The organism is Streptomyces sp. NPDC039462, assembly GCF_055639375.1.
The window spans coordinates 436,840-462,053 of sequence record NZ_JBVKAO010000005.1 but is presented as its reverse complement, the minus strand read 5'-3'; the positions used below and the strand labels follow the sequence as shown (position 1 = coordinate 462,053).

The 25,214-nt window shown below is 71.7% G+C and carries 22 protein-coding genes; 3 read left to right on the top strand and 19 right to left on the bottom strand.

Translation table 11 applies throughout. The features are described from left to right. Positions 1 to 57 precede the first annotated feature (57 nt). The 5 genes from ACZ7LU_RS27890 to rpe form a co-directional block, all read right to left on the bottom strand. Positions 58 to 1,500, bottom strand: coding sequence for a GuaB1 family IMP dehydrogenase-related protein (locus ACZ7LU_RS27890; protein ID WP_471918311.1), 1,443 nt, complete (start codon positions 1,498 to 1,500; stop codon positions 58 to 60). Between the two features lie 174 nt (positions 1,501 to 1,674). Next, positions 1,675 to 2,109 carry a barstar family protein gene (locus tag ACZ7LU_RS27885; RefSeq protein ID WP_471918310.1) on the bottom strand — a complete coding sequence of 145 codons (435 nt, stop codon included), beginning with the start codon at positions 2,107 to 2,109 and terminating at the stop codon, positions 1,675 to 1,677. Next, positions 2,109 to 2,501, bottom strand: a complete 393-nt coding sequence (locus tag ACZ7LU_RS27880) for a guanyl-specific ribonuclease (protein ID WP_471918309.1) — start codon at positions 2,499 to 2,501, stop codon at positions 2,109 to 2,111. The genes ACZ7LU_RS27885 and ACZ7LU_RS27880 overlap by 1 nt, the downstream gene beginning before the upstream one ends. A gap of 75 nt (positions 2,502 to 2,576) precedes the next feature. Further along, positions 2,577 to 3,629: a sugar-binding transcriptional regulator gene (locus ACZ7LU_RS27875; RefSeq protein WP_150165561.1), complete on the bottom strand. Its 1,053-nt coding sequence runs from the start codon at positions 3,627 to 3,629 to the stop codon at positions 2,577 to 2,579. Between the two features lie 78 nt (positions 3,630 to 3,707). Then, positions 3,708 to 4,394: a ribulose-phosphate 3-epimerase gene (gene rpe / locus ACZ7LU_RS27870; protein WP_398312208.1), complete on the bottom strand. Its 687-nt coding sequence runs from the start codon at positions 4,392 to 4,394 to the stop codon at positions 3,708 to 3,710. Positions 4,395 to 4,528: 134 nt separating this feature from the next. On the opposite strand from rpe, the gene ACZ7LU_RS27865 reads away from it, so the two are divergent. Then, positions 4,529 to 6,637: an MMPL family transporter gene (locus ACZ7LU_RS27865; protein WP_471918308.1), complete on the top strand. Its 2,109-nt coding sequence runs from the start codon at positions 4,529 to 4,531 to the stop codon at positions 6,635 to 6,637. A gap of 1 nt (position 6,638) precedes the next feature. Here the strand turns inward: ACZ7LU_RS27865 and ACZ7LU_RS27860 are convergent, their stop codons facing one another. Next, positions 6,639 to 6,812: a hypothetical protein gene (locus tag ACZ7LU_RS27860; protein WP_468316706.1), complete on the bottom strand. Its 174-nt coding sequence runs from the start codon at positions 6,810 to 6,812 to the stop codon at positions 6,639 to 6,641. A 207-nt stretch (positions 6,813 to 7,019) separates the two neighbouring features. Here ACZ7LU_RS27860 and ACZ7LU_RS27855 point away from each other — a divergent pair, with 207 nt between their 5' ends. Then, entirely contained in the window at positions 7,020 to 7,946 is a 927-nt protein-coding gene (locus ACZ7LU_RS27855) for a hypothetical protein (RefSeq protein ID WP_398312199.1), read from the top strand. Between the two features lie 39 nt (positions 7,947 to 7,985). Here ACZ7LU_RS27855 and ACZ7LU_RS27850 read toward each other — a convergent pair whose 3' ends face one another. Next, the gene (locus ACZ7LU_RS27850; protein ID WP_468316702.1) at positions 7,986 to 9,458 is read right to left on the bottom strand and encodes an RsmB/NOP family class I SAM-dependent RNA methyltransferase; all 1,473 of its coding nucleotides are present in this window, start codon (positions 9,456 to 9,458) and stop codon (positions 7,986 to 7,988) included. A gap of 34 nt (positions 9,459 to 9,492) precedes the next feature. Next, a complete protein-coding gene (gene fmt, locus ACZ7LU_RS27845) occupies positions 9,493 to 10,437 on the bottom strand; it encodes a methionyl-tRNA formyltransferase (protein ID WP_468092846.1) in 945 nt (314 codons plus the stop codon). Positions 10,438 to 10,772: 335 nt separating this feature from the next. On the opposite strand from fmt, the gene ACZ7LU_RS27840 reads away from it, so the two are divergent. After that, complete coding sequence (locus tag ACZ7LU_RS27840) at positions 10,773 to 11,351, top strand: hypothetical protein (protein WP_398312190.1); 579 nt, start codon at positions 10,773 to 10,775, stop codon at positions 11,349 to 11,351. 134 nt (positions 11,352 to 11,485) lie between these two features. Here the strand turns inward: ACZ7LU_RS27840 and ACZ7LU_RS27835 are convergent, their stop codons facing one another. The 11 genes from ACZ7LU_RS27835 to ACZ7LU_RS27785 all read right to left on the bottom strand — a co-directional run bounded on the left by ACZ7LU_RS27835 (position 11,486) and on the right by ACZ7LU_RS27785 (position 25,211). Beyond that, a complete protein-coding gene (locus tag ACZ7LU_RS27835; RefSeq protein ID WP_471918307.1) occupies positions 11,486 to 13,666 on the bottom strand; it encodes a primosomal protein N' in 2,181 nt (726 codons plus the stop codon). Positions 13,667 to 13,766: 100 nt separating this feature from the next. Continuing rightward, the gene (gene metK / locus ACZ7LU_RS27830; RefSeq protein WP_223773522.1) at positions 13,767 to 14,975 is read right to left on the bottom strand and encodes a methionine adenosyltransferase; all 1,209 of its coding nucleotides are present in this window, start codon (positions 14,973 to 14,975) and stop codon (positions 13,767 to 13,769) included. A 327-nt stretch (positions 14,976 to 15,302) separates the two neighbouring features. Beyond that, a complete protein-coding gene (gene coaBC, locus ACZ7LU_RS27825; protein ID WP_398312184.1) occupies positions 15,303 to 16,508 on the bottom strand; it encodes a bifunctional phosphopantothenoylcysteine decarboxylase/phosphopantothenate--cysteine ligase CoaBC in 1,206 nt (401 codons plus the stop codon). 125 nt (positions 16,509 to 16,633) lie between these two features. Continuing rightward, entirely contained in the window at positions 16,634 to 16,906 is a 273-nt protein-coding gene (gene rpoZ / locus ACZ7LU_RS27820) for a DNA-directed RNA polymerase subunit omega (RefSeq protein WP_005319902.1), read from the bottom strand. Positions 16,907 to 16,958: 52 nt separating this feature from the next. Continuing rightward, on the bottom strand, positions 16,959 to 17,552 hold the full coding sequence (gene gmk, locus ACZ7LU_RS27815) for a guanylate kinase (RefSeq protein WP_471918306.1): 594 nt from the start codon (positions 17,550 to 17,552) through the stop codon (positions 16,959 to 16,961). Between the two features lie 38 nt (positions 17,553 to 17,590). Beyond that, positions 17,591 to 17,917 carry an integration host factor gene (locus ACZ7LU_RS27810; protein ID WP_055564204.1) on the bottom strand — a complete coding sequence of 109 codons (327 nt, stop codon included), beginning with the start codon at positions 17,915 to 17,917 and terminating at the stop codon, positions 17,591 to 17,593. Between the two features lie 223 nt (positions 17,918 to 18,140). Then, positions 18,141 to 18,986, bottom strand: coding sequence for an orotidine-5'-phosphate decarboxylase (pyrF, locus tag ACZ7LU_RS27805; RefSeq protein ID WP_471918305.1), 846 nt, complete (start codon positions 18,984 to 18,986; stop codon positions 18,141 to 18,143). Further along, on the bottom strand, positions 18,983 to 20,098 hold the full coding sequence (locus tag ACZ7LU_RS27800; protein ID WP_471918371.1) for a quinone-dependent dihydroorotate dehydrogenase: 1,116 nt from the start codon (positions 20,096 to 20,098) through the stop codon (positions 18,983 to 18,985). The genes pyrF and ACZ7LU_RS27800 overlap by 4 nt, the downstream gene beginning before the upstream one ends. 100 nt (positions 20,099 to 20,198) lie before the next feature. Beyond that, a complete protein-coding gene (carB, locus tag ACZ7LU_RS27795; protein ID WP_398312171.1) occupies positions 20,199 to 23,507 on the bottom strand; it encodes a carbamoyl-phosphate synthase large subunit in 3,309 nt (1,102 codons plus the stop codon). Further along, positions 23,500 to 24,642: a glutamine-hydrolyzing carbamoyl-phosphate synthase small subunit gene (gene carA / locus ACZ7LU_RS27790; protein WP_468092856.1), complete on the bottom strand. Its 1,143-nt coding sequence runs from the start codon at positions 24,640 to 24,642 to the stop codon at positions 23,500 to 23,502. Before carA ends, carB begins: the two co-directional genes overlap by 8 nt. After that, positions 24,639 to 25,211, bottom strand: coding sequence for a PH-like domain-containing protein (locus tag ACZ7LU_RS27785; RefSeq protein ID WP_471918370.1), 573 nt, complete (start codon positions 25,209 to 25,211; stop codon positions 24,639 to 24,641). Before ACZ7LU_RS27785 ends, carA begins: the two co-directional genes overlap by 4 nt. Positions 25,212 to 25,214 lie beyond the last annotated feature (3 nt).

Sequence of the window (25,214 nt, the reverse complement as noted above, 5' to 3'; positions counted from 1 at the left end):
CGCGCGACCAGCCGCGGTCGCCCCGCGGCCGGGAGGGCGCAGCTCCCCGCGAAGCGCCTAGCTCCAGCTGGCGTGCAGCGGCTTGCCCTCCGCGTAGCCCGCGGCGCTCTGCACACCCACGGTGGCCCGCTCGGCGAACTCCTCCAAGGAGGCCGCGCCCGCGTACGTGCAGGAGGAGCGGACGCCCGCGATGATCGAGTCGATCAGGTCCTCGACGCCCGGACGGGTCGGGTCGAGGAACATGCGGGAGGTGGAGATGCCCTCCTCGAAAAGCGCCTTGCGGGCACGGTCGTACGCGGACTCCTCGGACGTGCGGTTGCGCACCGCACGGGCGGAGGCCATGCCGAAGGACTCCTTGTACGCGCGACCCTGGGCGTCGTGCTGGAGGTCGCCCGGGGACTCGTACGTCCCCGCGAACCAGGAGCCGATCATGACGTTCGAGGCGCCGGCGGCGAGCGCCATGGCGACGTCGCGCGGGTGGCGGACACCGCCGTCGGCCCAGACGTGCTTGCCGAACTTCTTGGCCTCGGCGGCGCATTCGAGCACCGCGGAGAACTGCGGGCGGCCGACGCCGGTCATCATGCGCGTGGTGCACATGGCGCCGGGACCGACACCCACCTTGATGATGTCGGCGCCGGCCTCGATGAGGTCGCGCACGCCCTCGGCGGCGACGATGTTGCCCGCGACGATCGGCACCTGCGGGTCGAGCGCGCGCACGGCCCTGACCGCGGAGATCATCGACTCCTGGTGGCCGTGCGCGGTGTCCACGACGAGCGTGTCGACGCCCGCGTCGAGGAGCTGCTTGGCCTTGCCCGCCACGTCGCCGTTGATGCCGACGGCGGCGGCGATGCGCAGGCCGCCGTCGGCGTCGACGGCGGGGGTGTAGAGCGTCGCGCGGAGGGCGCCCGTGCGGGTGAGGATGCCCGCGAGGCGGCCGTCCTTGTCCACGGCCGGGGCGTACCGGCGGTTGGCGTGGTCCAGCTTGTTGAAGGCGTCGCGCGGGTCGATGTCGGCGTCCAGGAGCAGCAGGTCCCTGGACATGACCTCGGAGAGCTGCGTGAAGCGGTCGACGCCGCTCAGGTCGGTGTCCGTGACGACGCCGATGGGCTTCTGGTCGGCGTCGACGACGACGCCCGCGTTGTGCGCGCGCTTGGGCAGGAGGGCCAGCGCGTCCGCGACGGTCTGCGACGGGGCCAGGACGATCGGGGTGTCCAGGACGTGGTGGCGCGTCTTGACCCAGGAGATGACGTCGGTGACGACCTCCATCGGGATGTCCTGCGGGATGACGACGAGGCCACCGCGGCGGGCGACGGTCTCGGCCATGCGCCGGCCGGCGATCGCGGTCATGTTGGCGACGACCAGCGGGATCGTGGTGCCGGTGCCGTCGGGCGAGGAGAGGTCCACGGCCTGGCGGGAGCCGACGGCGGAGCGCCTCGGGACCATGAAGACGTCGTCGTACGTCAGGTCGTACGCAGGCTGGATGTCATTGAGGAAGCGCACGTGCTGCTCATCCCAGTCGATCAGAGGTGGCCCCCGGACAGTTAGGCCGAGGGAAAAGCACGTACTTCATTCTCCCATGCCGACCGGGTTATGCCGCCTGGGACGATCACCCAGGGGGGCCGTACGGGCGGTGGTCGGATCATCCAAGCCCCGGCCGGAAGCGGAACAGTCCGTTCAGGACTCGGCACGCTCTGTGTCGGCGGGGTCGGGGGCGGGTGCGGGGGCCGGTCCGAGCGCGAGGACGATCTCCAGACCGGTCTCCGCGTCCCGCCAGTGCTCGACCGCCGCGGAGAACACCTCCTGCGCGATCCGCCACTCCCCCGGCGCCCCCCGCGCGTACTCCTGCCACTCGGAGACGACGAGCAGCCGTCCCCGCGCGGCGGGCGCCCACGACAGGTCGGTGAGGCAGTCGGCGAGGGCGTCCCAGTTGTGCCCGAACCAGTCGGGCAGGCCGAGACCGCGGGCGCAGCGCTCCATGAACGCGGCCTTGTCCGTGACCCCCGCCAGGGAAAGCGTCGCGGTGGTCCAGCCCGCGCCGCGCGCCGCGTCGAGGACGGGCGCGAGAGGGTTGGGGTGGGGTGAGCTGCTGCTGTCAGTACCGCCGGGCATTACCTCAGCACCGCCTTGAAGGACGCGTAGTGGTCGTCGGTGTAGTAGATCTCGCCCCCGCCGCCGGTGACGATCCGCCGGGCCCCGCGGTCGCGCTCGCCGGGCGTGCGGACGGTGTACTCGCGGTAGTAACCGCGCTTCTGGCGCGGCAGCTCCCGCTCGAAGTTCCCGAAGACGGCACCGTCCTTCTCGTATGGGAAGGGCCCCCCGTCATCGATGCGCCGCAGCGTCTTCCGCGCCTCGGCAGGCAACGCACTGACCGTGACGGTGTCCATGCCGCGCGCCCAGGCAGGGGCGTCCCCGTCATTACCCCCGGACGAGCACCCGGCGACGAAGACCGCGAAGCAGACGAACAGAACCGCCATGACGCGAGGAACAAATCGGTGCACCATGCGTCAGACCCTGCCACGGCGCCCCTTTAGGGGCGCGGGGAACTGCGCGACCAGCCCCCACCCTCCCGCAGGAACTCAGCTACCGTCCGGGTCCGCCCGGTTCAACGCGGGCCGAGGCGCAGCCCCGGCGACGAGCAGCTGATCGGCCGCCGCCGTGTCCGTCACCAGACTGGTGACGAGCCCGGACCGCAGCACCGCGTCAATGGCGGCAGCCTTCCGCTGTCCGCCCGCGATGGCGACGACCTCAGGGATCCGTCGCAGCCGGTCCGCTTCGACGGTGATGCACCGCTCCCCGAGGTCCCGCCCGACCCGACGCCCCTCGGCGTCGAACAGGTGCGCGGACATCTCGGCGGCCACGCCCAGCGAGGCGTAGTGCGCGCGCTCCTCGTCGCTGAGCATGTCGTGGACGGTGGAGATGCCCGGCTCCCAGGAGCCGATGGAGACGCAGGCGACCGTGACCTTGTCGAAGTACTCGAAGGCGCGGGCGATGCCGGTCTGGTTGCGCAGCGCCGCCGCGGTCGCGGGGTCCGGCAGCAGCATCGGCGCGTAGATGGGGTGGGCCTCGCCGCCGGAGACCTGGGCGGCGCGGCGGACGGCCTCGACGGAGCCGCGCTCGGCGGTCCCTGCGTCGTACACCCCCGTCAGCTGCACGACCGTGCAGGGCGGCAGCTGGTCGAGCGCGGCCGCCATGTGGATCGTGGAGCGGCCCCAGGCGAGGCCGAGGACGTCGCCCTCGTTGACCAGCTCGCCGAGCAGATCCGCCGCGACCTCGCCGAGATTCTCGGGGTCGGGCGAGTCCTCGATCTCGTCGGTCGGCGCCGGGGACTCCACGACGACCGCGTGCCGCAGTCCATAGCGGGCGCGCAGCGCGTCCGAGCGCTCGGCGTCCAGTTCCGCTGGGACCCGGATCTCGATGCGCACGAGATCCCGCTCGAGGGCGGTCTCCAGGACCCGGGCCACCTTGAAGCGGCTGACGCCGAACTCCTCGGCGATCTGGATCTTGGACTTGCCCTCGAGGTAGAAGCGGCGGGCCATGGCCGCCGCCTGCACCAGCTCCGCGGGTCCCATCCGCATGGCTGACCGACCCGCCGACATGGCCGACACGGCGCTCTCCTCACTGCTGTTCACAAACTGGGTTCGCCGTTCATCCTTGCAGATCCGGCCTAGTCGATCAGCCCTGAGGGACTGCGTTCACGTTCCCTTGGCTCAGTGGTCGCACGCCCAGCCGCTTGACGCGGTCTTTGCCTGCGCTTGGGTGCGCAATGAACGTACCGCTTCCGCCGGATCCTTGGCGCCGTAGACCGCCGAGCCCGCGACGAAGACATCGGCGCCGGCCTCGGCGCAGCGCTCGATGGTCTCGGCCGAGACACCGCCGTCGACCTGCAGCCACATCTCCAGGCCGTGCTTGGCGATGAGCTCACGGGTGCGGCGGATCTTGGGCAGCATGATGTCCAGGAACGCCTGGCCGCCGAAGCCCGGCTCGACCGTCATGATCAGCAGCATGTCGAGCTCGGGGAGCAGGTCCTCGAACGGCTCGATGGGCGTCGCCGGCTTCAGCGCCATGGAGGCGCGGGCGCCCTTGGCGCGGATCTCGCGGGCGAGACGGACCGGCGCGGCGGCGGCCTCGGCGTGGAAGGTGACCGACCCGGCACCCGCCTCGACGTACTGCGGGGCCCAGCGATCGGGGTCCTCGATCATCAGATGGCAGTCCAGAGGCGTGTCCGTCGCACGGGCCAGCGACTCTACGATCGGCACACCGAGCGTCAGGTTCGGGACGAAGTGGTTGTCCATCACGTCGACATGGAGCCAGTCGGCGCCTTCGACAGCCTTTGCCTCCTCGGCAAGACGGGCGAAGTCCGCGGACAGGATGCTGGGGTTGATCTGCACGGCCATACCCCAAGCCTGCCATGCCCGGCGCGCGTCGCCGACCGCAGTCCACCGCCTGGGCACAGCGGCTCCCGCGCGCACCCCCCGAGTGTCATGCTGGACGGTCAAGCGGCACCGCGCACGGCGAGCGGGGGGAAGCCATGGCGGACGAACGGCGGCGGGAGCGACGCGGGGTCGCGTGGCTGGTGTGCGGGCGGCGCACCAAGTGGCTGGTGGTGCTGTTCTGGCTGGTGGTGCTGATCGTCGCCGCGCCACTCGCCCAGAAACTCACCGACGCCCAGGAGAACGACGCGGAGTCCTGGCTGCCCGGCTCCGCGGAATCGACCCAAGTCCTGGACGTCTCCGCCGACTTCAGGCCCGAGGTGATCCCCGTCATCGTCGTGTACGCCCGCGAAGGCGGACTCACCGCGGCGGACCGCGCGCAGATCGCCGAGGACGTACGGCAGGCGAAGGCGCTGCGCGACCACGGGACCCGGGGCGCCGAGACCCGCGGCCCCGTCTTCGACAAGAAGTCGGGCGCCGAGGCGGCCCAGGTGTTCGTCCCTGTCACCATGGACGCCGAGGGCTGGGAGCGCATCGGTCCGGCCGTCGACGCCGTCCGGGAGCGGGTCGGCGACGGCGGCGACGGACTGGCCGTGCACGTCACCGGCCCTGGTGGCACGGCCGCGGACTCCGCCGAGGCCTTCGAGGGCATCGACTCGACGCTGCTGCTCGCGGCGGCGGGCATCGTCGTCGTGATCCTGCTGTTCACCTACCGCAGCCCGACGCTGCTCCTGGCGCCGCTGCTCGCCGTGATCACCGCCCTCTTCACGGCCCAGGCCTTCATCTATCTGCTCGCCGAGCACGCGGACCTCACCGTCAACGGCCAGAGCGCGGGCATCCTGACCGTGCTCGTGTTCGGCGCGGGGACCGACTACGCGCTGCTTCTCGTCGCTCGCTATCGCGAAGAACTGCGCCGCCACGAGGACCGTCACGAGGCGATGGCGCTCGCCCTGCACCGGGCCGGCCCCGCGGTCCTCGCGTCCGGCGCGACCGTCGTCCTGAGCATGCTGGTGCTGCTCGCCGCCGAGATGAACTCGACGAGCGGCCTCGGTCCGGTCGCCGCGATCGGCGTCGCGGTGGGGCTCCTCGCGATGCTGTCGCTCTTCCCGGCCCTCCTGGTGATCTTCGGCCGGTGGTTCTTCTGGCCGCTCGTCCCGCACGTCGGCTCCCCCGAGCCGACCGAGCGCGGCGTGTGGGCCCGCACGGGCCGGCGCATCGACCGCCGCCCGCGGCTGATCTGGGGCGTCACGGCGGCGGCCCTCGCCCTGCTCTCGCTCGGGCTGCTGCAACTGCGGGCCGAGGGGCTCAGCAACGCCGACGCGTTCACCGACAAGCCGGACTCGATCACCGGCCAGGAGGTGCAGGCGAGGTACTTCCCCGCGGGCTCCGGCGACCCGCTGGTCATCGTGGCGGACGCGGCGCGCGGCGACGAGGTCGCCGAGGCCGTCCGGAAGACCCGGGGCATCGTGCCCGACAGCGTCGCCCGCCCGCCGGGGACGAAGTCCGAGCACGACGGCAAGGTGCTGTTCGAGGCGACGGCGACCGACCCGCCCGACAGCGCGGCCGCCAAGGAGACCGTGGAGCGGGTGCGCGACGCCGTCCACGCCGTCCCGGACGCGGACGCGCGGGTGGGCGGCGGCACGGCGGCCCTGCTCGACATGGACCGCGCCACCGCCCACGACAACAAGCTGATCATCCCGCTGGTCCTGGTCGTGGTCCTGCTGATCCTCGCCGTGCTGCTGCGCGCGGTGGTGGCCCCGCTCCTCCTGATCGCCACCGTGGTCCTGTCCTTCGCCACCGCGCTCGGCCTGAGCGCGCTCGCCTTCCGCCACCTCTTCGACTACGCGGGCGAGCCGACCGACTTCCCGCTCTTCGTCTTCGTGTTCCTGGTGGCCCTCGGCATCGACTACAACATCTTCCTGTCGACCCGCATCCGCGAGGAGGCGGGCCACCAGGGCACTCGAGCGGGCGTCCTGACGGGCCTCGCCGCGACCGGCGCGGTGATCACCTCGGCGGGCCTGGTCCTCGCGGGCACGTTCGCCGCACTCGGCACGCTCCCGATGGTGGCCTTCGCCGAGATCGGCTTCGCGGTGGCACTCGGCGTCCTGCTCGACACCTTCGTCGTACGGTCGATCCTGGTCACGTCACTGTTCCTGGACGTGGGGCCGAAGGTGTGGTGGCCCCACCCCTTGGCGAGGCGTCCGTGAGTCACCGGATGAGGGCGTGCAGCGCAGGGATGCTGCTGCCCGCACTGGCGAGGCCGGCGATGACGGCGGCGGCGACATGGACACCGGTGAGCACGGTGAGTCCGCCGATGACGAGACCGATGACGAGCGCGGCGAGCAGGACGACAGCGCTGTGCAGGGAGAGGAAGGGTGTCATGGCTCGATTGTGGAAGCGCCTTCCACGAGGGTGCGTCTGGAGCGAACGAATCCGCAGAGACCCGATCACCGGCGTACAACACCGTTGAGTCGCCCCCGCGTTCGCCGTTGTTCGGGCACGTTCAGCCAAGTTCGGCGCCGTTCCTTCCAGTTCGGTGATGTTCCGTGCATCGGACCGGCCCGGCCGGCCCTCTGCCAGGCTGGGCCGATGGACCAGAAGGGGTACTGGACGTGGCACCCGGGCGATCCGACGGACCCGTCGGCGGAAGCCGCGGCCGTGGAGCGGTACTTGGCCCACGCACGCGGCGGCGCCGCGCGGATCATCGCCGAGGCCAAGGACGAGGCGGGCAGAATGCGCAGCGCCGCCGCCGAGCAGGTCAAGCATCTGCTGCGGGAGGCCAAGAACATCAAGGCCGAGGCAGTCCTCGAGGCCGAGCGCACAGTCGAGGAGGGAAGGCGCGAGCTCGGCATCCTGATGCGTCGCCGTGAGGACATCAACGCCGAGATCTCCCGCGTCCAGGACGTGCTCGAGGCGTTGGAGTCGTTCGAGGCCCCGCCGACTAGCAGGAACGGCAACTCAGGTGCGCATGCGTCCAAGGCAGAAGCGCCCGGGGCGAGTGGACCGGCGCCGAGCCGCGTGTACGTGCCCCGGCCGGGCGGCACACCGCACGAGACCCCGCACTCCGTGAGCGTCCCGCCGGCCGCGGCAGCAGAAGCCACCCGCCCGGCCGGCGAGCCGCCCACCGAGGACGTCCGCGCCGACCATGCCCTCCACGCCTACGAGGAGAATCTGCGACGCCTCGCGGACAGCCTGAAACGACTGAAGGCCGAGCGCGGCGACCCCTCGATGCGCACGGTCGAAGCCCGGGCCAAACAACTGTTCGGGGGGAAGGCGGTGCTGTCGGCCGCGACGCAGAGCGCCGCCTTCAACGCCCGGTACGTGGGTCGGGACAAGGTGATGTGGCTCGTACGCACCCTGCTCTCCTGGGACGAGTACGGCGAGGAGTGCGCCCCTCCCGACCACCGGTCGGACGAGCTGATCGCATGGCGCGCGCAACTGGTGGCCATCTCCAGGCTGCGGCCACCACGCCGACGCCCGCCCTCGGAGACACCCACGCACGACACCGCCGAGTGATCCGTCGCGGTCGTCACACTCGGCGGCACAGGAACAGAATCAAGCGGTCCGTCGGATCAGCGCCAGATACATCGCGTCCGTCCCGTGCAGATGCGGCCACAACTGCACGTCGGGCCCGTCCCCCAGCGCCGGCACACCCGGCAACAGCGGACGCGCGTCGATGAGTTCGGCGCCGCCGGTCTGCTTGAGCACGTCGTCCACGACGGCCCGCGTCTCGGCGAGGTGCGGCGAACACGTGGCGTATCCGACGACACCGCCGACGCGGACGGACTCCAACGCCCTGCGCAGCAGGCCGCGCTGGAGCGGGGCGAAGCCCTCCAGGTCCTGCGGGCGGCGGCGCCAGCGGGCCTCGGGGCGGCGGCGCAGCGCGCCGAGCCCCGTGCACGGCACGTCCATCAGGACGCGGTCGAAGGTGCCGGGCCGCCACGGCGGACGGGTCCCGTCGGCCGCGATGACCTGGTAGGGACCGGGGTTGCCGGCGAGCGCCTGCGCGACGAGACCGGCCCGGTGCGGCTGCTTCTCGGAGGCGAGCAGCGCGGCACCTCGCCCGGCGGCGAGCCCGGCGAGCATGGCCGCTTTGCCGCCGGGGCCCGCGCAGCCGTCGAGCCACTTCTCGTCGGGGCCGTCGAGCGGCGCGTTCGCCAGCGCGAGCGCGACCAGCTGGCTGCCCTCGTCCTGCACGCCCGCGCGCCCCTCGCGCACCGCCTCCAGCGAACCCGGCTCGCCGCCTTCGCTGAGCCGCACGGCATACGGTGACCAGCGCCCCGGCAGCGCGGAGTCCTCGCCGACGGAGTCGAGGAGGTCGTCCGCGGTGGTACGTCCCGGCCGCGCCACGAGCGTCACCTCGGGCCGTTCGTTGTCCGCCTCCAGCAGGTCCTCGATGCCGGCGCGGCCGCCGCCGAGGGCGTCCCACAGTGCCGAGACGACCCAGCGGGGGTGCGAGTGGACGACGGCGAGATGCTCCTCGGCGTCCTCGTCGTAGGGCGGCGCGACCTTCTCCACCCAGGCGTCGAGGTCGTGCTGCGCGACCTTGCGCAGCACGGCGTTGACGAACTTGGCCCGCCCGTCGCCGAGCACGACGCGCGCCAGCTCCACGGAGGCGGAGACGGCGGCGTGCGTCGGGATGCGCGTGCCGAGCAGCTGGTGCACGCCGAGGTTGAGCACGTCGAGGACCGGCGGGTCGACCTCGCGCAGCGGCCGGTCGATGCAGGCCGCCACGATCGCGTCGTACGTCCCCTGCCGGCGCAGCGTGCCGTAGACCAACTCGGTGGCGAGCGCCGCGTCCCGCGCGTCGAAGTTCTCGTCCTTCTCCCTGGCCTTGCGCAGCAGGGGCGGCAGGACGAGGTTCGCGTAGGCGTCGCGCTCGTCCACGGCCCGCAGCGCCTCGAAGGCGAGGATGCGGACCGGGTCCTTCTGCGGGCGGCGGTAGGGCTTCCCCGGCTTTCCCGGCTTGCCGGACTTGCCCGGCTTGCCGGCCGCGTTACGGGGTCGCCGGTTCGGCTGGTCGTTCACAAGGTGCTCCGCTGCTGGTGTGGGTCGAACCCACCTAGCCTACGTCGCCCGCGCCCACCCGCTCGCCGGAGGCGATCCGCACCCCGCGCGCCCAGTCCGCGCCGCGCATCGGCTTCTTGCCCTGCGGCTGGACCCAGAGCAGCTCGACGGCGTGCGATCCGGAGCCCACGTACACGTTGTTCTTGGCGGCCGACAGCTCACCGGGCGCGAGATCCGTGCGGTCCGGGACCAGCGCGGCCTGGATGATCTTCAGCCGCTCGCCGCGGAACAGGGTCCACGCACCGGGCGCGGGGGTGCACCCCCGGACGACCCGGTCCACCCGCAGCGCGGGCGCCGCCCAGTCCACCTGCGCGTCCTCGACCGTCAGCTTGGGGGCGAGGGTGACGCCGTCGGCGGGCTGCGGCACCGCCTTCAGGCTGCCGTCCTCGATGCCGTCCATGGTCGCGACGAGCAGCCCCGAGCCCGCGAAGGCGAGCCGGGTGAGCAGGTCGCCGCTGGTATCGGTGGGCCGCACCTCCTCGGTGACCGTCCCGTACACCGGACCGGAGTCGAGGCCCTGCTCGATCAGGAAGGTGGAGGCGCCGGTGATCTCGTCGCCCGCCAGCACCGCGTGCTGCACCGGCGCGGCACCGCGCCAGGCGGGCAGCAGCGAGAAGTGCAGGTTGACCCAGCCGTGGGCCGGGACGTCCAGGGCGACCTTGGGCAGCAGCGCGCCATAGGCGACGACGGGGCAGCAGTCGGGGCCGATCTCCCGCAGCCGCGCCAGGAAGTCCTCGTCGCGCGGCTTCGCGGGCTTGAGCACCTCGATGCCGGCCTCCGCCGCGCGCTCCGCGACCGGGCTCGCCACCAGCCTGCGGCCCCGCCCCGCGGGCGCGTCCGGGCGGGTCACGACGGCGGCCACCTCGTGCCGGTCGGAGGCGATCAGGGCGTCCAGGGCGGGGACGGCGACCTCGGGAGTGCCTGCGAAGACGAGCTTCACTGGTGGGTACCTCGGATCTCTGGTCAAGGGTGGGGCGACGGCAGCGCACCAGTCTATGGGCCGCTCCGGGAACCCGCCCCGGGCGGTCTTCCGGAGAGCCGCGGTTCCGGACCTCGGTCGAGCTCTGCGGTTGGGGACCGCAGTTGTGGACCGCTGTTGTGGACCGAGGTTGACGCTCTTGGGGGCGTACGAAGCGGCGCGCGCCCCGTGCATATGCGCATACGCCCCTGCACCGTGACCCCTCACGAGCTAGCGCGTTGGTCAAGAAAGAGTTGACCAAAACGGGCCAGCGATACGGCCCGATCCTTTTCAACGCCGGTTCGAGAGGCTTGTTCATGGCCGACCACGCAACCCACGACGCCCAGGCACGGGCCAGCCTGCACCTTCTGGTGCGGGACATCGAGCGGGTCCGCCGGCAGGTGGATGCACTGCGCACCCTGACCGCCCAGCTCGGCAACGTCTACCGCCCGCGCCGCTCCAGCCCCTCCGCGGGCTTCGTCGTGTACGGGCGGGCCCCCGCCCCGACCGTCCGCCTCGCCCAGGAATTGCGGGACAGTGTCGAGACGCTGGTCACCGCGGCGGTGGACTTCGACCGTTCGCTCGGCTTCTCGTGGGACGCGGTGGGCTCGGCCCTCGGCGTCACCAAGCAGGCGGTCCACCGCCGGTACGGCGCGCGCCGGGCCACCACGCAGGCGGCGGCCGAGGCGGAGCGCGCCGCGGAGGCCCCGGCGCAGGCCGTGACGTCCACGGTGACGTCGACATCCACCGTCACGGCCACGCGCCCGCTCCCCGTCGGTGTCCCGCTGCCGTCCGTCCCCGCCGCCCGCGCGATGCCGACCCAGCCCACCGCGGGCAGCCCCACACTCCGCGACGAGCCCAGGCCGACCGCCTTCCCCGGCCCGCGCAACGGCTGACACACGACGGGTGACACGCAACAGCCGAGGCGCGACGGCTGACGCACACCGGCCGCCCCTCCCCCGACCGCTGCCCCCTCGTTCCTCCGCCAAGGGCGAGGGGGCAGCTCTGTGCCGTCATCCGTACGACGTACTCAGCCGATGTCCAGCGGATCCACCCGGACCCGAACCGCCTCGCCCCCCGCCTCCCGAGCGCCCTTGGCGCCCCGGGCCATCCGCGCGGCCTGCGCCACCTTCAAGGAGGCGGCGAGAGCGGCACCGCTGCCCGGCGGCACCCGGATCAGCACCCGCTCCCACGCCTCTCCGGCGGGCACACCCGCACCCCGCCGCGAACCCCCGGCACCGGCGGCGGGCCCCCCGTCCCACATCGGAACAGGCCCCAACACCACCGCGTCCCGCGGCAGTTCCGCGGCGGACAGGAACTCCGCGAGCGCCTCGGGCGGTCCCGACACCGCCGCCATCCGCGACACCGGCGGAAACCCGAGCTCGGCCCGCTCGGCGAGCTCCCGCACCGCGTGCCCCACGGGATCCCACCGCACCAGCGCCTGCACGGGCCGCAGCGTCGGCTCGGCGACCACCACCACCGTGCCGCCCGCGCCCTGCGGCCGGACGAGCGAAGAGGCCCCGATCCACCGGCGCAGCGCGTCCTCACCCGCCCGCAGGTCGGGCCGCCCCAGCATCGCCCACCCGTCGAGCAGCAGCGCGGCCGCGTAACCGCCCTCGGCGATGGGCTCCGCCCCCGGCGTACTGACCACGAGCGCCGGCGTGTCCGGCACCGTGTCGAGAACCTGCTCCCGGCCCGACGTCCGCACCGGCACCGCGGGGAACGCCCGCCCCAGCTCCTCGGCGGTCCGGCGCGCCCCGACGACCTGCGCCCGCAGCCGGAAGGCGCCGCAGGCCTCGCAGTGCCAGGCGGCCTCCTCCACCCCGCACCAGCCGCACCGCAGGGCGGCCCCGCTCTCCTGCGCCTCCAGCGGCCCGGCGCACCGCCGGCAGCGCGCGGGCTCGCGGCACCGCTCGCAGGCGAGCCTCGGCACATAGCCGCGGCGCGGCACCTGCACGAGGACGGGGCCGTGCTTCAGTCCCTCCCGCGCGACCTGCCACGCCAGCGACGGCAGCCGCGCGGCCCGCGCCGCCTCGTCCCGCGCCAGGTCACCGTCGCCCACGGTCCGCACGAGCGGGGCAGCCCCCCGCACCTGCTCGCGGTCGGCGACCAGCGGCGCGGCCCACCCGCTCTCGACGAGCTGCGCCGCCTCCACCGTGCAGCTCCAACTCCCCAGCAGGAAGCCGCACTTGTCCCGCGTGGCCCGGAGCTCCAGGACTTCCCGCACATGCGGGAAGGGCGCGCGGTCGTCGCTGTGGCTGGAGTCCCCGTCGTCCCAGACGACGACCAGGCCCAGATCCCGGACCGGCGCGAACATGGCGGCCCGGGTGCCGACGACGGCGCGCACGGCCCCGCGCCGCACGGAGAGCCACTCCTGATACCGCCGCTCCTGCCCGGCGTCCGCGGTCAGCAGCGCGTGCTGCCCCGCACCGAGCAGTCCGGTGAGCGCGGCGTCCACGCGCGCGGCGGGCCGCCCGGTCGGTACGACGACGAGCGCGCCGCGCCCCGAGGCAAGTGTGGCCTGCACGGCGCGGGCGATCTCCTCGGCCCACTGCGGCCCCGGCAGAGCGGTCCACACGGCACGCGGGGCGCCGCCTGTGGCCAGTGCCCGCAGGAATTCGGGCCCGTGCCCGTACCTCCGCCAGCTCCCCGCGTCGGGCGCGGCCGGCGGAGCCGGGGGCTCGGGCGACACCCGTGACTCGGCCCGCGCGTGCCGCGGCGGAACCGCCAGCTGCAGCACGTCGGCGAGGCTGCCCGCGTACCGGTCGGCGACGGCCCGGGCCAGCTCGAGCAGCTCGGGCGAGAGCACGGGCTCGGGCGACACGACCTGCGCCAGGGCGGCCAGCGGTCCCGTGTAATCGGTCTCGGCGCACCGCTCGACGATGAACCCGTCGATCAGCCCGCCGCCCTCGCGCCGCCCGTCCCGCACGTTCCGCGACCCGGCGCCGAACCGGACCCGGACCCGGACCCCGGGCTGCGCCTCGGCGTCGAGTTCCTCGGGCACGGCGTAGTCGAAGTACCGGTCGAGGTGCAGCACGCCCTTGTCGACGAGCACCCGCGCCACCGGCAGCTCCTTGGCCAGCGCGGCCCCCCGCCACGTCCGCGGCTTGGCCCGCGGCACCTTGGCCTTGCGCACCGACTCCCGAATGAGCGCAAGCTGCTCCGGCTCCTCGTCTCCCCCCACCCCGGACCCTTCGTTCTCCCTGCTCACAGCTGCATTCCTACCAGACCCCACTGACACGCCCGGAAAACGCCGAGGCCCGGCACCCCCGCAGGGGTACCGGGCCTCGCCGAGCCTGGAAGAGCCGGGACTAGAGCCCCGCCGCCTTCCGCAGCGCGTCCACGCGGTCCGTGCGCTCCCACGTGAAGTCGGGGATCGCCCGGCCGAAGTGGCCGTACGCGGCGGTCTGCGAGTAGATCGGGCGGAGCAGGTCGAGGTCGCGGATGATCGCGGCCGGACGCAGGTCGAAGACCTCGCCGATGGCCGTCTCGATCTTGTCCGTGTCGACCGTGGCCGTGCCGAAGGTCTCGACGAAGAGACCGACCGGCTCGGCCTTGCCGATGGCGTACGCGACCTGGACCTCGCAGCGGGCCGCGAGGCCGGCCGCGACGACGTTCTTGGCGACCCAGCGCATCGCGTACGCCGCGGAGCGGTCCACCTTGGACGGGTCCTTGCCGGAGAAGGCGCCGCCGCCGTGGCGGGCCATGCCGCCGTACGTGTCGATGATGATCTTGCGGCCGGTCAGGCCGGCGTCGCCCATCGGGCCGCCGATCTCGAAGCGTCCGGTGGGGTTGACCAGCAGGCGGTAGCCCTCGGTCTCCAGCTTGATGCCGTCCTCGAGGAGGGCCTTCAGCTCGGGCTCGACCACGAACTCCCGGATGTCGGGAGCTAGGAGCGAGTCCAGGTCGATGTCGCTCGCGTGCTGCGAGGAGACCACGACCGTGTCGAGGCGGACGGCCTTGTCGCCGTCGTACTCGATGGTGACCTGGGTCTTGCCGTCGGGGCGCAGGTAGGGAATTGTCCCGTTCTTGCGCACCTCGGAGAGGCGGCGCGAGAGACGGTGCGCGAGGTGGATCGGGAGCGGCATGAGCTCCGGGGTCTCGTCGCAGGCGTACCCGAACATCAGGCCCTGGTCGCCCGCGCCCTGCTTGTCGAGCTCGTCCTCATCGCCCTCGACACGCTTCTCGTACGCCGTGTCGACGCCCTGCGCGATGTCGGGGGACTGTGAGCCGATGGACACCGAGACGCCACAGGAGGCGCCGTCGAAGCCCTTCTTCGAGGAGTCGTAGCCGATCTCGAGGATCTTGTCGCGCACGAGCTGCGCGATCGGCGCGTACGCCTTCGTCGTGACCTCGCCGGCCACGTGGACGAGGCCGGTGGTGATCAGCGTCTCCACGGCGACGCGGGAGGTGGGGTCCTCCCGCAGAAGCGCGTCGAGAATGGTGTCGCTGATCTGGTCAGCGATCTTGTCGGGGTGACCCTCGGTCACAGACTCCGAGGTGAAGAGGCGCCGGGACACATCGCTCCCTGTGGTTGCAGCGGCTGCTGGCTGATCATGGGTGGACGGCCGGGGGCTGCGCCCGGCGTCGTCCGAGACCAGTTTATCGGTCACACTCGGCCGCCGGTCCACATGTCTCGCCACTTGGGAGGCCTGTGACCTGCGGCACTGTCTTGCGCGGTACGACGATCGTCCTCCTCCAGGCGGTCTCGCGCCCGTTTTCCCCGGGTTTGAGGCGCCCGATGGGGCGAAGGTGACATTGAGCCCTGCCTGCGCAGACCTCGTCAAGAGAGGCGCCAGAATGTGGCCAAGTTCCGCCAAGAGGCGAAACGGGAATGGCCACGGCTGTCACCGCAGCCGCTCCGCGACCAGGTCCCAGACCGTGTCCGCGAGGGCCTCCTTGGGGCCGTGGGGCACCGGCGTCTCGCTGCCGTCGGCGCCGAGCACGACGGCTTCGTTCTCCTCGGCGCCGAAGGTCTTGCGCTCGCCGACCTCGTTGACGACCAGCAGGTCGCAGCCCTTGCGTGCGAGCTTGGCGCGGCCGTTGGCCAGGACGTCGTCGGTCTCCGCGGCGAAGCCGACGATCACCTGGCCGGGACGGGGCCTGTCCCCCGCGATCTCCGCGAGGACGTCGGGGTTGCGGACCAGGGCGATCGGCGCAGGTTCCTGGCCGTCCTTCTTCTTGATCTTCCCGGTCGCGTACGTCTCGGGGCGGAAGTCGGCCACGGCGGCCGCCATCACGACGGCATCGGCGTCGGGCGCGGCCTTCAGGACGGCCTCGCGCAGCTGCACCGCCGTGCCGACCGGCACGACGTCCACGCCGGCCGGGTCGGGCAGCGCCGCGTTGGCCGCGACGAGGGTGACGCGGGCGCCGCGCGCCGCCGCGCTGCGGGCGAGCGCGTAGCCCTGCTTGCCCGAGGAGCGGTTGCCGAGGAAGCGGACCGGGTCGAGGGGTTCGCGGGTGCCGCCGGCGCTCACGACGACGTGGCGGCCCGCGAGGTCCTGGGCCAGGTCGCCCCTGGCGAGGACGCGGCGTACGACCTCGAAGAGCTCGACGGGGTCGGGGAAGCGGCCCTTGCCGGTGTCGACGCCGGTGAGACGCCCGACGGCGGGCTCGACGACCAGCGCGCCGCGGCGGCGGAGCGTGGCCACGTTCTCCTGGGTGGCCGGGTGCTCCCACATCTCCGTGTGCATGGCCGGGGCGAAGATCACCGGACAGCGGGCGGTGAGGAGCGTGTTGGTGAGCAGGTCGTCGGCGAGACCGTGGGCCGCCTTGGCGAGCATGTCGGCGGTGGCGGGCGCGACGATCACGAGGTCGGCGTGCTGCCCGATGCGGACGTGCGGCACCTCGTGGACGTCGGACCAGACCTCGGTCGAGACGGGGTTGCCGGACAGCGCGGACCAGGTCGCGGCGCCGACGAAGTGCAGCGCCGACGCGGTCGGCACGACGCGCACGTCATGGCCCGACTCGGTCAGCCGCCGCAGCAGCTCGCACGCCTTGTAGGCGGCGATGCCACCGCTGACCCCCAGGACTACCTTCGGCTTCTCGGCCACGGCCTCTGTCTCCCCGCGCTCGGTGCGTACGACGTTCGGATGCGTACGACTCCATGACACACCACAGGCCCGGCAGCCGTGCTGCCGGGCCTGTGGTGAAAGAACGAACCTGAAGGTGGGACCGCTTACTGAGCCGGGCCCTCGATGGCCTCGGACGTCAGCAGACCCGCGTTGATCTCGCGGAGCGCGATCGAGAGCGGCTTCTCGTGGACGTGCGTGTCCACGAGGGGGCCGACGTACTCCAGGAGGCCCTCACCGAGCTGCGAGTAGTACGCGTTGATCTGACGCGCGCGCTTGGCGGCGTAGATCACGAGGCTGTACTTCGAGTCGGTGGCTTCGAGCAGCTCATCAATCGGCGGGTTGATGATGCCCTCGGGCGCGGTGATGGAAGAGGACACTCTTCGCCTTCCGATGGGGTCAAGACCAGAAGGGTCAAGACAGGGGTAAAGATCAAAGAACCTTCATCAAGGCTAGCAGCTCACGAGCCACGTCCTCGACTGAGGTGTTGACCAGGGTCGTATCGAACTCGGCCTCCGCGGCCAGCTCCACCTTGGCGGCGGCGAGCCTGCGCTCGATCACCTCGGGCGCCTCGGTCCCCCGACCGGTGAGCCGGCGGACCAGCTCGTCCCAGCTCGGCGGGGCGAGGAAGACCAGCTGTGCCTCGGGCATCGATTCGCGCACCAGGCGCGCGCCCTGCAGGTCGATCTCCAGGAGGACGGGCTCGCCCGCCTCCAGGCGTTCGAGCACGGCGTGCCGGGGCGTGCCGTAGCGGTTGCCCGCGAATTCGGCCCACTCCAGGAGCTCGCCGTTGGCGATGAACTTGTCCATCTCGTCGTCGGAGACGAAGAAGTACTGGACACCGTGCTTCTCACCGGGCCGCGGCTTGCGGGTGGTGGCGGAGACCGAGAGCCAGACCTCGGGGTGTTCTTTGCGCATATGAGCGACGACCGTGCTCTTGCCGACCCCGGAGGGGCCGGAGAGCACGGTCAGCCGCGGACGTACGTCCGGGGGCGCGGGGGTCGTCCCCCGGGATGTTGCAGCCATGCAGCGATTATCCAGGTTCTCAGGAGTGCCTGAGAACATCAGCCCGCGGCACCGCCACCGAACTCTCGCTCGAGCGACGCGATCTGGTTGGAGCCGAGACCGCGCACACGGCGGCTCTCGGAGATGCCAAGACGCTCCATGATCTGCTTGGCGCGGACCTTGCCCACGCCAGGCAGGGACTCCAGGAGGGCGGAGACCTTCATCTTGCCGATGACATCGTTCTCCTGGCCCTGCTTGATGACCTCGTGGAGAGAAGCACCGGAGTGCTTGAGTCGATTCTTGACCTCGGCCCGCTCCCGGCGAGCCGCGGCGGCCTTTTCGAGCGCGGCTGCGCGCTGTTCAGGGGTAAGGGGCGGAAGAGCCACGCCTACGTCACCTCGGATGTCGAACTGTCGGATACGGACCGGTGAGGAACCTAGTCGCCCCACACCTGGTGAGCAACGTGCAACGCGCTTGCCCGTTCGCTCTCGTCGGAGACTAGCGGCCATGGCCGCTGGAGTCAGCGAGAACAGACGAAAAGTCCTGGTCAGCCTGCGCCGAGCCGTACATATCGGGCATTTCTCCCCGGTTTTGAGCCGGCGGTCGCTCTCAGGCCGCTCCGACCGCCGCCCTGATCTCGTCCGCGAAGCGCTCCGCGGAGTCGCGCAGGGCCGTGACATCGGGTCCGTGCCGCAGCACACCCCTGCTGACGTTCGGCACGACGTTGCGCACGGCGGCGCCGAAGACGCCGGGAAGATCGGCCGGGGTCGCGCCCTGCGCCCCGATGCCGGGGGCGAGCAGCGGACCGTTGATCCCGAGGTCGTACGACGACAGGTCGCCCAGCGTCGCCCCGACGACCGCCCCGAAGGACCCCAGGGGCGTCTGGCCGGCGTTCTCCGCGGCGAGGTGCCCGAGGACGGTGGCCGCGACGGTCCGCCCGTCCTCGCGCACCGCGTGCTGCACCTCGGCGCCCTCCGGGTTGGAGGTGAGGGCTAGCACGAAGAGCCCGGCGCCGTTCTCGCGGGCGAGGTCGACGGCCGGCTTCAGGGAGCCGTACCCGAGGTAGGGCGAGACCGTGAGCGCGTCGCTGAAGAGCGGCGAGTCCTTGCGCAGGAAGGTCTCGGCGTACGCGGCCATGGTCGAGCCGATGTCGCCGCGCTTGGCGTCCATGACGACCAGGGCACCGGCCGCCCGCAGCTCCTCGACCGCCTTCTCCAGGACGGCGATGCCGCGCGAGCCGAAGCGCTCGAAGAACGCGCTCTGCGGCTTGAAGACGGCGACGGTCCCGGCCAGCGCCTCCACGACGGTCCGCGTGAACCGCTCCAGGCCCGCGATGTCGTCGTTCAGGCCCCACGCGGTCAGCAGGGAGGCGTGCGGGTCGATGCCGACGCACAGGGGGCCGCGCTCGTCCATGGCGTGGCGCAGGCGCGTGCCGAAGGGCTCCAGGGGGCTCATGCGGTGACCTCGGGCTTCCTCACATCGGCGCCGACGGCGTCGGCGAGGGTGGCGTACGGGCTCGTCCGCAGGCGTGCGGCGAGGCCCTTGTGGATCGCGCGGCCCCAGAAGGGCCCTTCGTAGATGAAGGCGCTGTAGCCCTGGACCAGGGTGGCGCCCGCGAGGATGCGCTGCCAGGCGTCCTCGGCGGTCTCGATGCCGCCGACGCCGACGAGCGTGATCCGGTCGCCCACGCGCGCGTAGAGGCGGCGCAGGACCTCCAGGGAGCGCTCCTTCAGCGGCGCGCCCGAGAGGCCGCCGGTCTCTCCGTAGAGGGCGGGTTCGGATTTCAGACCGAGGCTCTCGCGCGCGATGGTGGTGTTCGTGGCGATGATGCCGTCCAGGCCGAGCTCGACGGCGAGGTCGGCGACCGCGTCGATGTCCTCGTCAGCCAGATCCGGCGCGATCTTGACGAGCAGCGGGACGCGGCGGCCCTCGACGCTGCGGTCCGCGGCCTCGCGGACGGCGGTCAGGAGGGGCCGCAGCGACTCGGTGGCCTGGAGGTTGCGCAGGCCCGGGGTGTTGGGCGAGGAGACATTCACCACGAGGTAGTCGGCGTGGCGGGCGAGCCGCTCGGTCGACTTCACGTAGTCGGCGGCGGCCTCCTCCTCGGGGACGACCTTGGTCTTGCCGATGTTCACGCCCACGACGGTCTTGAAGACCGCCGTGCGGGCCGCCAGACGGGCCGCCACGGCTGCCGAGCCCTCGTTGTTGAAGCCCATGCGGTTGATCAGCGCGCGGTCCTGCACGAGGCGGAACAGCCGCTTCTTGGGGTTGCCGGGCTGCGGCTCGCCCGTGACCGTGCCGACCTCGATGTGGTCGAAGCCGAGCATCGACATGCCGTCGATCGCGACGGCGTTCTTGTCGAAGCCCGCGGCGAGCCCGAAGGGGCCGTGCATCCGCAGCCCGAGGGCCTCGGTGCGCAGCTCCTTGTGGCGCGGCGCGAGGACGGCCGCGACGAAGGTGCGCAGCACGGGAACGCGGGCCGCGAGGCGGATCCAGCGGAAGGCCAGGTGGTGGGCCCGCTCCGGGTCCATGCGCTTGAAGACGAGGTTGAAGAACAGCTTGTACATGAAGGGGTCCTCGGTGTCCTCACCGGAAGTCGGTGTTCTCACCAGATCGGTGTTCTCACCAGAAGGGGGACACCGTCTCCGGTGTCCCCCTCGTGGGCTGCTAGTCGCGGGTCGCGGTCAGGTGTTCCGCGTGTTCCTGGAGTGACCGGACGCCCACGTCCCCGCGGCCCAGCGCGTCGATGCCCTGGACGGCCGCGGCGAGCGCCTGGACCGTGGTCAGGCACGGCACGGAGCGTGCCACGGCGGCGGTGCGGATCTCGTAGCCGTCGAGGCGGCCGCCGGTGCCGTACGGGGTGTTGACGATGAGGTCGACGCCACCGTCGTGGATGAGCTGGACGATGGTCTTCTCGCCGTTCGGGCCCTCGCCCTCGGACTGCTTGCGCACCACCGTGGCGTTGAGGCCATTGCGCTTGAGCACCTCGGCCGTGCCGGACGTGGCGAGCAACTCGAAGCCGTGCGCGACCAGTTCACGCGCCGGGAAGATCATCGAGCGCTTGTCGCGGTTGGCCACCGAGATGAACGCGCGGCCCTTGGTCGGCAGCGGGCCGTACGCGCCCGCCTGCGACTTGGCGTACGCGGTGCCGAACACCGAGTCGATGCCCATGACTTCGCCCGTGGAGCGCATCTCCGGGCCGAGGACGGTGTCGACGCCGCGGCCGTGGATGTCGCGGAAGCGCGACCACGGCATGACGGCCTCCTTGACGGAGATCGGCGCGTCCATGGGGAGCGTGCCGCCGTCGCCGACGGCCGGCAGCATGCCTTCGGCGCGCAGCTCGGCGACGGTCGCGCCGAGCGAGATGCGCGCGGCGGCCTTGGCCAGCGGCACCGCGGTCGCCTTCGAGGTGAAGGGGACGGTGCGCGACGCGCGGGGGTTGGCCTCCAGGACGTAGAGGATGTCCCCGGCCATCGCGAACTGGATGTTGATCAGGCCGCGTACGCCGACGCCCTTGGCGATGCCCTCCGTGGAGGCGCGCAGGCGCTTGATGTCGAAGCCGCCGAGCGTGATCGGGGGCAGCGCGCACGCCGAGTCGCCGGAGTGGATGCCGGCTTCCTCGATGTGCTCCATGACGCCGCCGAGGTAGAGCTCCTCGCCGTCGTAGAGCGCGTCGACGTCGATCTCGATGGCGTCGTCCAGGAAGCGGTCGACGAGCACCGGCCGGGTGGGGCTGATCTCGGTCGACTCCTCGATGTACGCGGAGAGGCGGGTCTCGTCGTACACGATCTCCATGCCGCGTCCGCCGAGCACGTACGAAGGACGGACGAGGACGGGGTAGCCGATCTCGTCGGCGATGGCCTTCGCCTCCGCGAACGTCGTCGCGGTGCCGTGCTTCGGCGCGGGGAGCCCGGCCTCGGCGAGCACGCGGCCGAAGGCGCCGCGGTCCTCGGCGGCGTGGATGGCCTCCGGCGGGGTGCCGACGATCGGCACGCCGTTGTCCTTGAGTGCCTGGGCAAGGCCCAGCGGGGTCTGGCCGCCGAGCTGGACGATGACGCCCGCGATCGGCCCGGCCGCCGCCTCGGCGTGGACGATCTCCAGGACGTCCTCCAGGGTGAGCGGCTCGAAGTAGAGCCGGTCGGAGGTGTCGTAGTCCGTGGAGACGGTCTCCGGGTTGCAGTTGACCATCACGGTCTCGTAGCCCGCGTCGCTGAGCGCGAAGGAGGCGTGGACGCAGGAGTAGTCGAACTCGATGCCCTGGCCGATGCGGTTCGGGCCCGAGCCGAGGATGATCACGGCGGGCTTCTCGCGCGGGGCGACCTCGCTCTCCTCGTCGTACGAGGAGTAGAAGTACGGCGTCTTCGCGGCGAACTCGGCGGCGCAGGTGTCGACCGTCTTGTAGACCGGGCGTACGCCGAGTGCCTGGCGCACCTCGCGGACGACGTCCTCGCGCAGGCCGCGGATCTCGGCGATCTGGGCGTCGGAGAAGCCGTGCCGCTTGGCCTCGGCCAGCAGGTCGGCGTCCAGGCGCTCGGCGGCGGCCAGCTCGTCGGCAAGCTCCTTGATGAGGAAGAGCTGGTCGACGAACCACGGGTCGATCTTCGTGGCGTCGAAGACCTCCTCGGGGGTGGCGCCCGCGCGGATGGCCTGCATGACGAAGTTGATGCGGCCGTCGGTGGGGCGCACGGCCTCTTCGAGGAGCTGCTTCTTGTCGCCGGGCTCGCCCACGAAGGTGAACTGCGAGCCCTTCTTCTCCAGCGAGCGGAGCGCCTTCTGCAGGGCCTCGGTGAAGTTGCGGCCGATGGCCATGGCCTCGCCGACCGACTTCATGGTGGTCGTCAGGGTGGAGTCCGCCGACGGGAACTTCTCGAAGGCGAAACGCGGGGCCTTGACGACGACGTAGTCGAGGGTCGGCTCGAAGGACGCCGGCGTCTTCTCGGTGATGTCGTTCGGGATCTCGTCCAGCGTGTAGCCGACGGCCAGCTTGGCGGCGATCTTCGCGATCGGGAAGCCGGTGGCCTTGGACGCGAGCGCGGAGGACCGCGAGACGCGGGGGTTCATCTCGATGACGATGACCCGGCCGTCCTCGGGGTTCACCGCGAACTGGATGTTGCAGCCGCCGGTGTCGACGCCGACCTCGCGGATGATCGCGATGCCGACGTCGCGCAGGATCTGGTACTCGCGGTCGGTGAGCGTCATCGACGGGGCGACGGTGATCGAGTCGCCGGTGTGCACGCCCATCGGGTCGAAGTTCTCGATGGAGCAGACGACCACGACGTTGTCGTTCTTGTCGCGCATCAGCTCCAGCTCGTACTCCTTCCAGCCGAGGATGGACTCCTCCAGGAGCACCTCGGTGGTCGGCGAGAGGGTGAGGCCCTGCCCGGCGATGCGGCGCAGCTCCTCCTCGTCGTGCGCGAAGCCGGAACCGGCGCCGCCCATGGTGAAGGAGGGGCGGACGACGACGGGGTAGCCGCCGAGCTCGTCGACGCCCTTGAGGACGTCGTCCATGGAGTGGCAGATGTACGAGCGGGCGGACTCGCCGTGCCCGATCTTCTTCTTGACCTCTTCGACGACGCCCTTGAAGAGGTCGCGGTCCTCGCCCTTGTTGATGGCCTCGACGTTGGCGCCGATGAGTTCGACGCCGTACTTCTCCAGGACGCCCTGCTCGTGCATGGAGATGGCCGTGTTGAGGGCCGTCTGGCCGCCCAGCGTCGGCAGGAGGGCGTCGGGGCGCTCCTTGGCGATGATCTTCTCGACGAACTCGGGGGTGATCGGCTCGACGTACGTGGCGTCGGCGATCTCCGGGTCGGTCATGATCGTCGCCGGGTTGGAGTTGACGAGGATGACGCGCAGGCCCTCGGCCTTGAGGACGCGGCACGCCTGGGTACCGGAGTAGTCGAACTCCGCGGCCTGGCCGATGACGATCGGGCCGGAGCCGATGACCAGGACGGACTGGATATCGGTGCGCTTAGGCACGCTGGCCCTCCATCAGGGAAACGAAGCGGTCGAAGAGGTACGCGGCGTCGTGCGGGCCGGCAGCCGCTTCGGGGTGGTACTGGACGGAGAAGGCCGGCTGGTCGAGCAGCTGGAGGCCTTCCACGACGTTGTCGTTGAGGCAGACGTGGGAGACCTCGGCGCGGCCGAAGGGGGTCTCGCTTGCCTTGTCGAGCGGCGCGTCCACGGCGAAGCCGTGGTTGTGCGCGGTGACCTCGACCTTGCCGGTGGTGCGGTCCTGCACCGGCTGGTTGATGCCGCGGTGGCCGTACTTCAGCTTGTACGTGCCGAAGCCGAGGGCGCGGCCGAGGATCTGGTTGCCGAAGCAGATGCCGAAGAGCGGCGTCTTGCGCTTGAGGACGGCGGTCATCAGCGCGACCGGGCCTTCGGCGGTGGCGGGGTCGCCGGGGCCGTTGGAGAAGAAGACTCCGTCGGGGCTGACGGCGTAGACGTCCTCCTCGGTGGCGGTCGCGGGCAGCACGTGCACCTCGATGCCGCGCTCGGCCATCCGGTGCGGGGTCATGCCCTTGATGCCGAGGTCGATGGCGGCGACGGTGAACTTCTTCTCACCGACGGCCGGGACGACGTAGGCCTCCTTGGTGGCGACCTCCTCGTACAGGCTCGCACCCTTCATCTGGGGCTGTGCCTGGACCCGGGCGGCCAGCTCGGCGTCCGGTGCCAGCGCCTCGCCGGAGAAGATGCCGGAGCGCATGGAGCCGCGCTCGCGCAGGTGGCGGGTGAGGGCGCGGGTGTCGATCCCGGAGATGCCGACGACGCCCTGCCGCGACAGCTCGTCGTCGAGGGAGCGCGCGGAGCGCCAGTTGGAGGGGATGCGGGCCGGGTCGCGGACCACGTACCCGGAGACCCAGATGCGGTCCGACTCGTCGTCCTCGTCGTTCCAGCCCGTGTTGCCGATCTGGGGGGCGGTGGCGACGACGATCTGACGGTCGTACGACGGGTCGGTCAGGGTCTCCTGGTAGCCGGTCATGCCGGTGGAGAACACCGCTTCGCCGAAGGTCTCCCCCACGGCGCCGTAGGCACGGCCGCGGAAGACGCGGCCGTCCTCCAGGACGAGTACGGCGGAAACCTTGCCGGTTTCCCTTGTGGAGGTCGTCATCGTGCGGTGCCTTCCGTAGTGCTGGTGTTGATCATGTTGCTGATGGCCTCGACCCACTCGGTGTGCTCGGCCGCGTGGTCCGAGCGGAAGCCGGAGTCGAGCAGCTTCCCGCCGTGTTCCCAGGTGACGATCAGGAGACCGCCCTCCGTGAGGACCTTGCCCGCGATGCCCTTGTCGAGACGGGCCTCGCGCAGCTGTGCGACCGGGATGAAGAAGTCGGTCGCGCCGGGGCGTACGACGCCCAGGCCCGCGTCGGTGAGCGTCAGCTCGACGCGGCTGCGGGTGCCCAGGCCGTGCGCCACGATGCGGTCGAGCCACTGCCCTGCCGTGGTCGAGCCGTGGTAGCGGCCGCTCAGCTCAAGTCTGGCCGGACCCGGGTCGCTCGGCGCGTCGGGCAGCTCGGGCAGGTCGCCCTGGAGCGTGCCGCGCCACTTCCAGCCCTCGCGCATCAGCCAGTAGACGAGCGCGATGAAGAGCAGGAGTCCGACTACCCAGCCGAGGCGCGCGGCCCAGTCGGTCACCTCCGCCGATTCCTTCTCGGCGGCCAGTTCCAGAAGAGGTGTTCCCAGAGA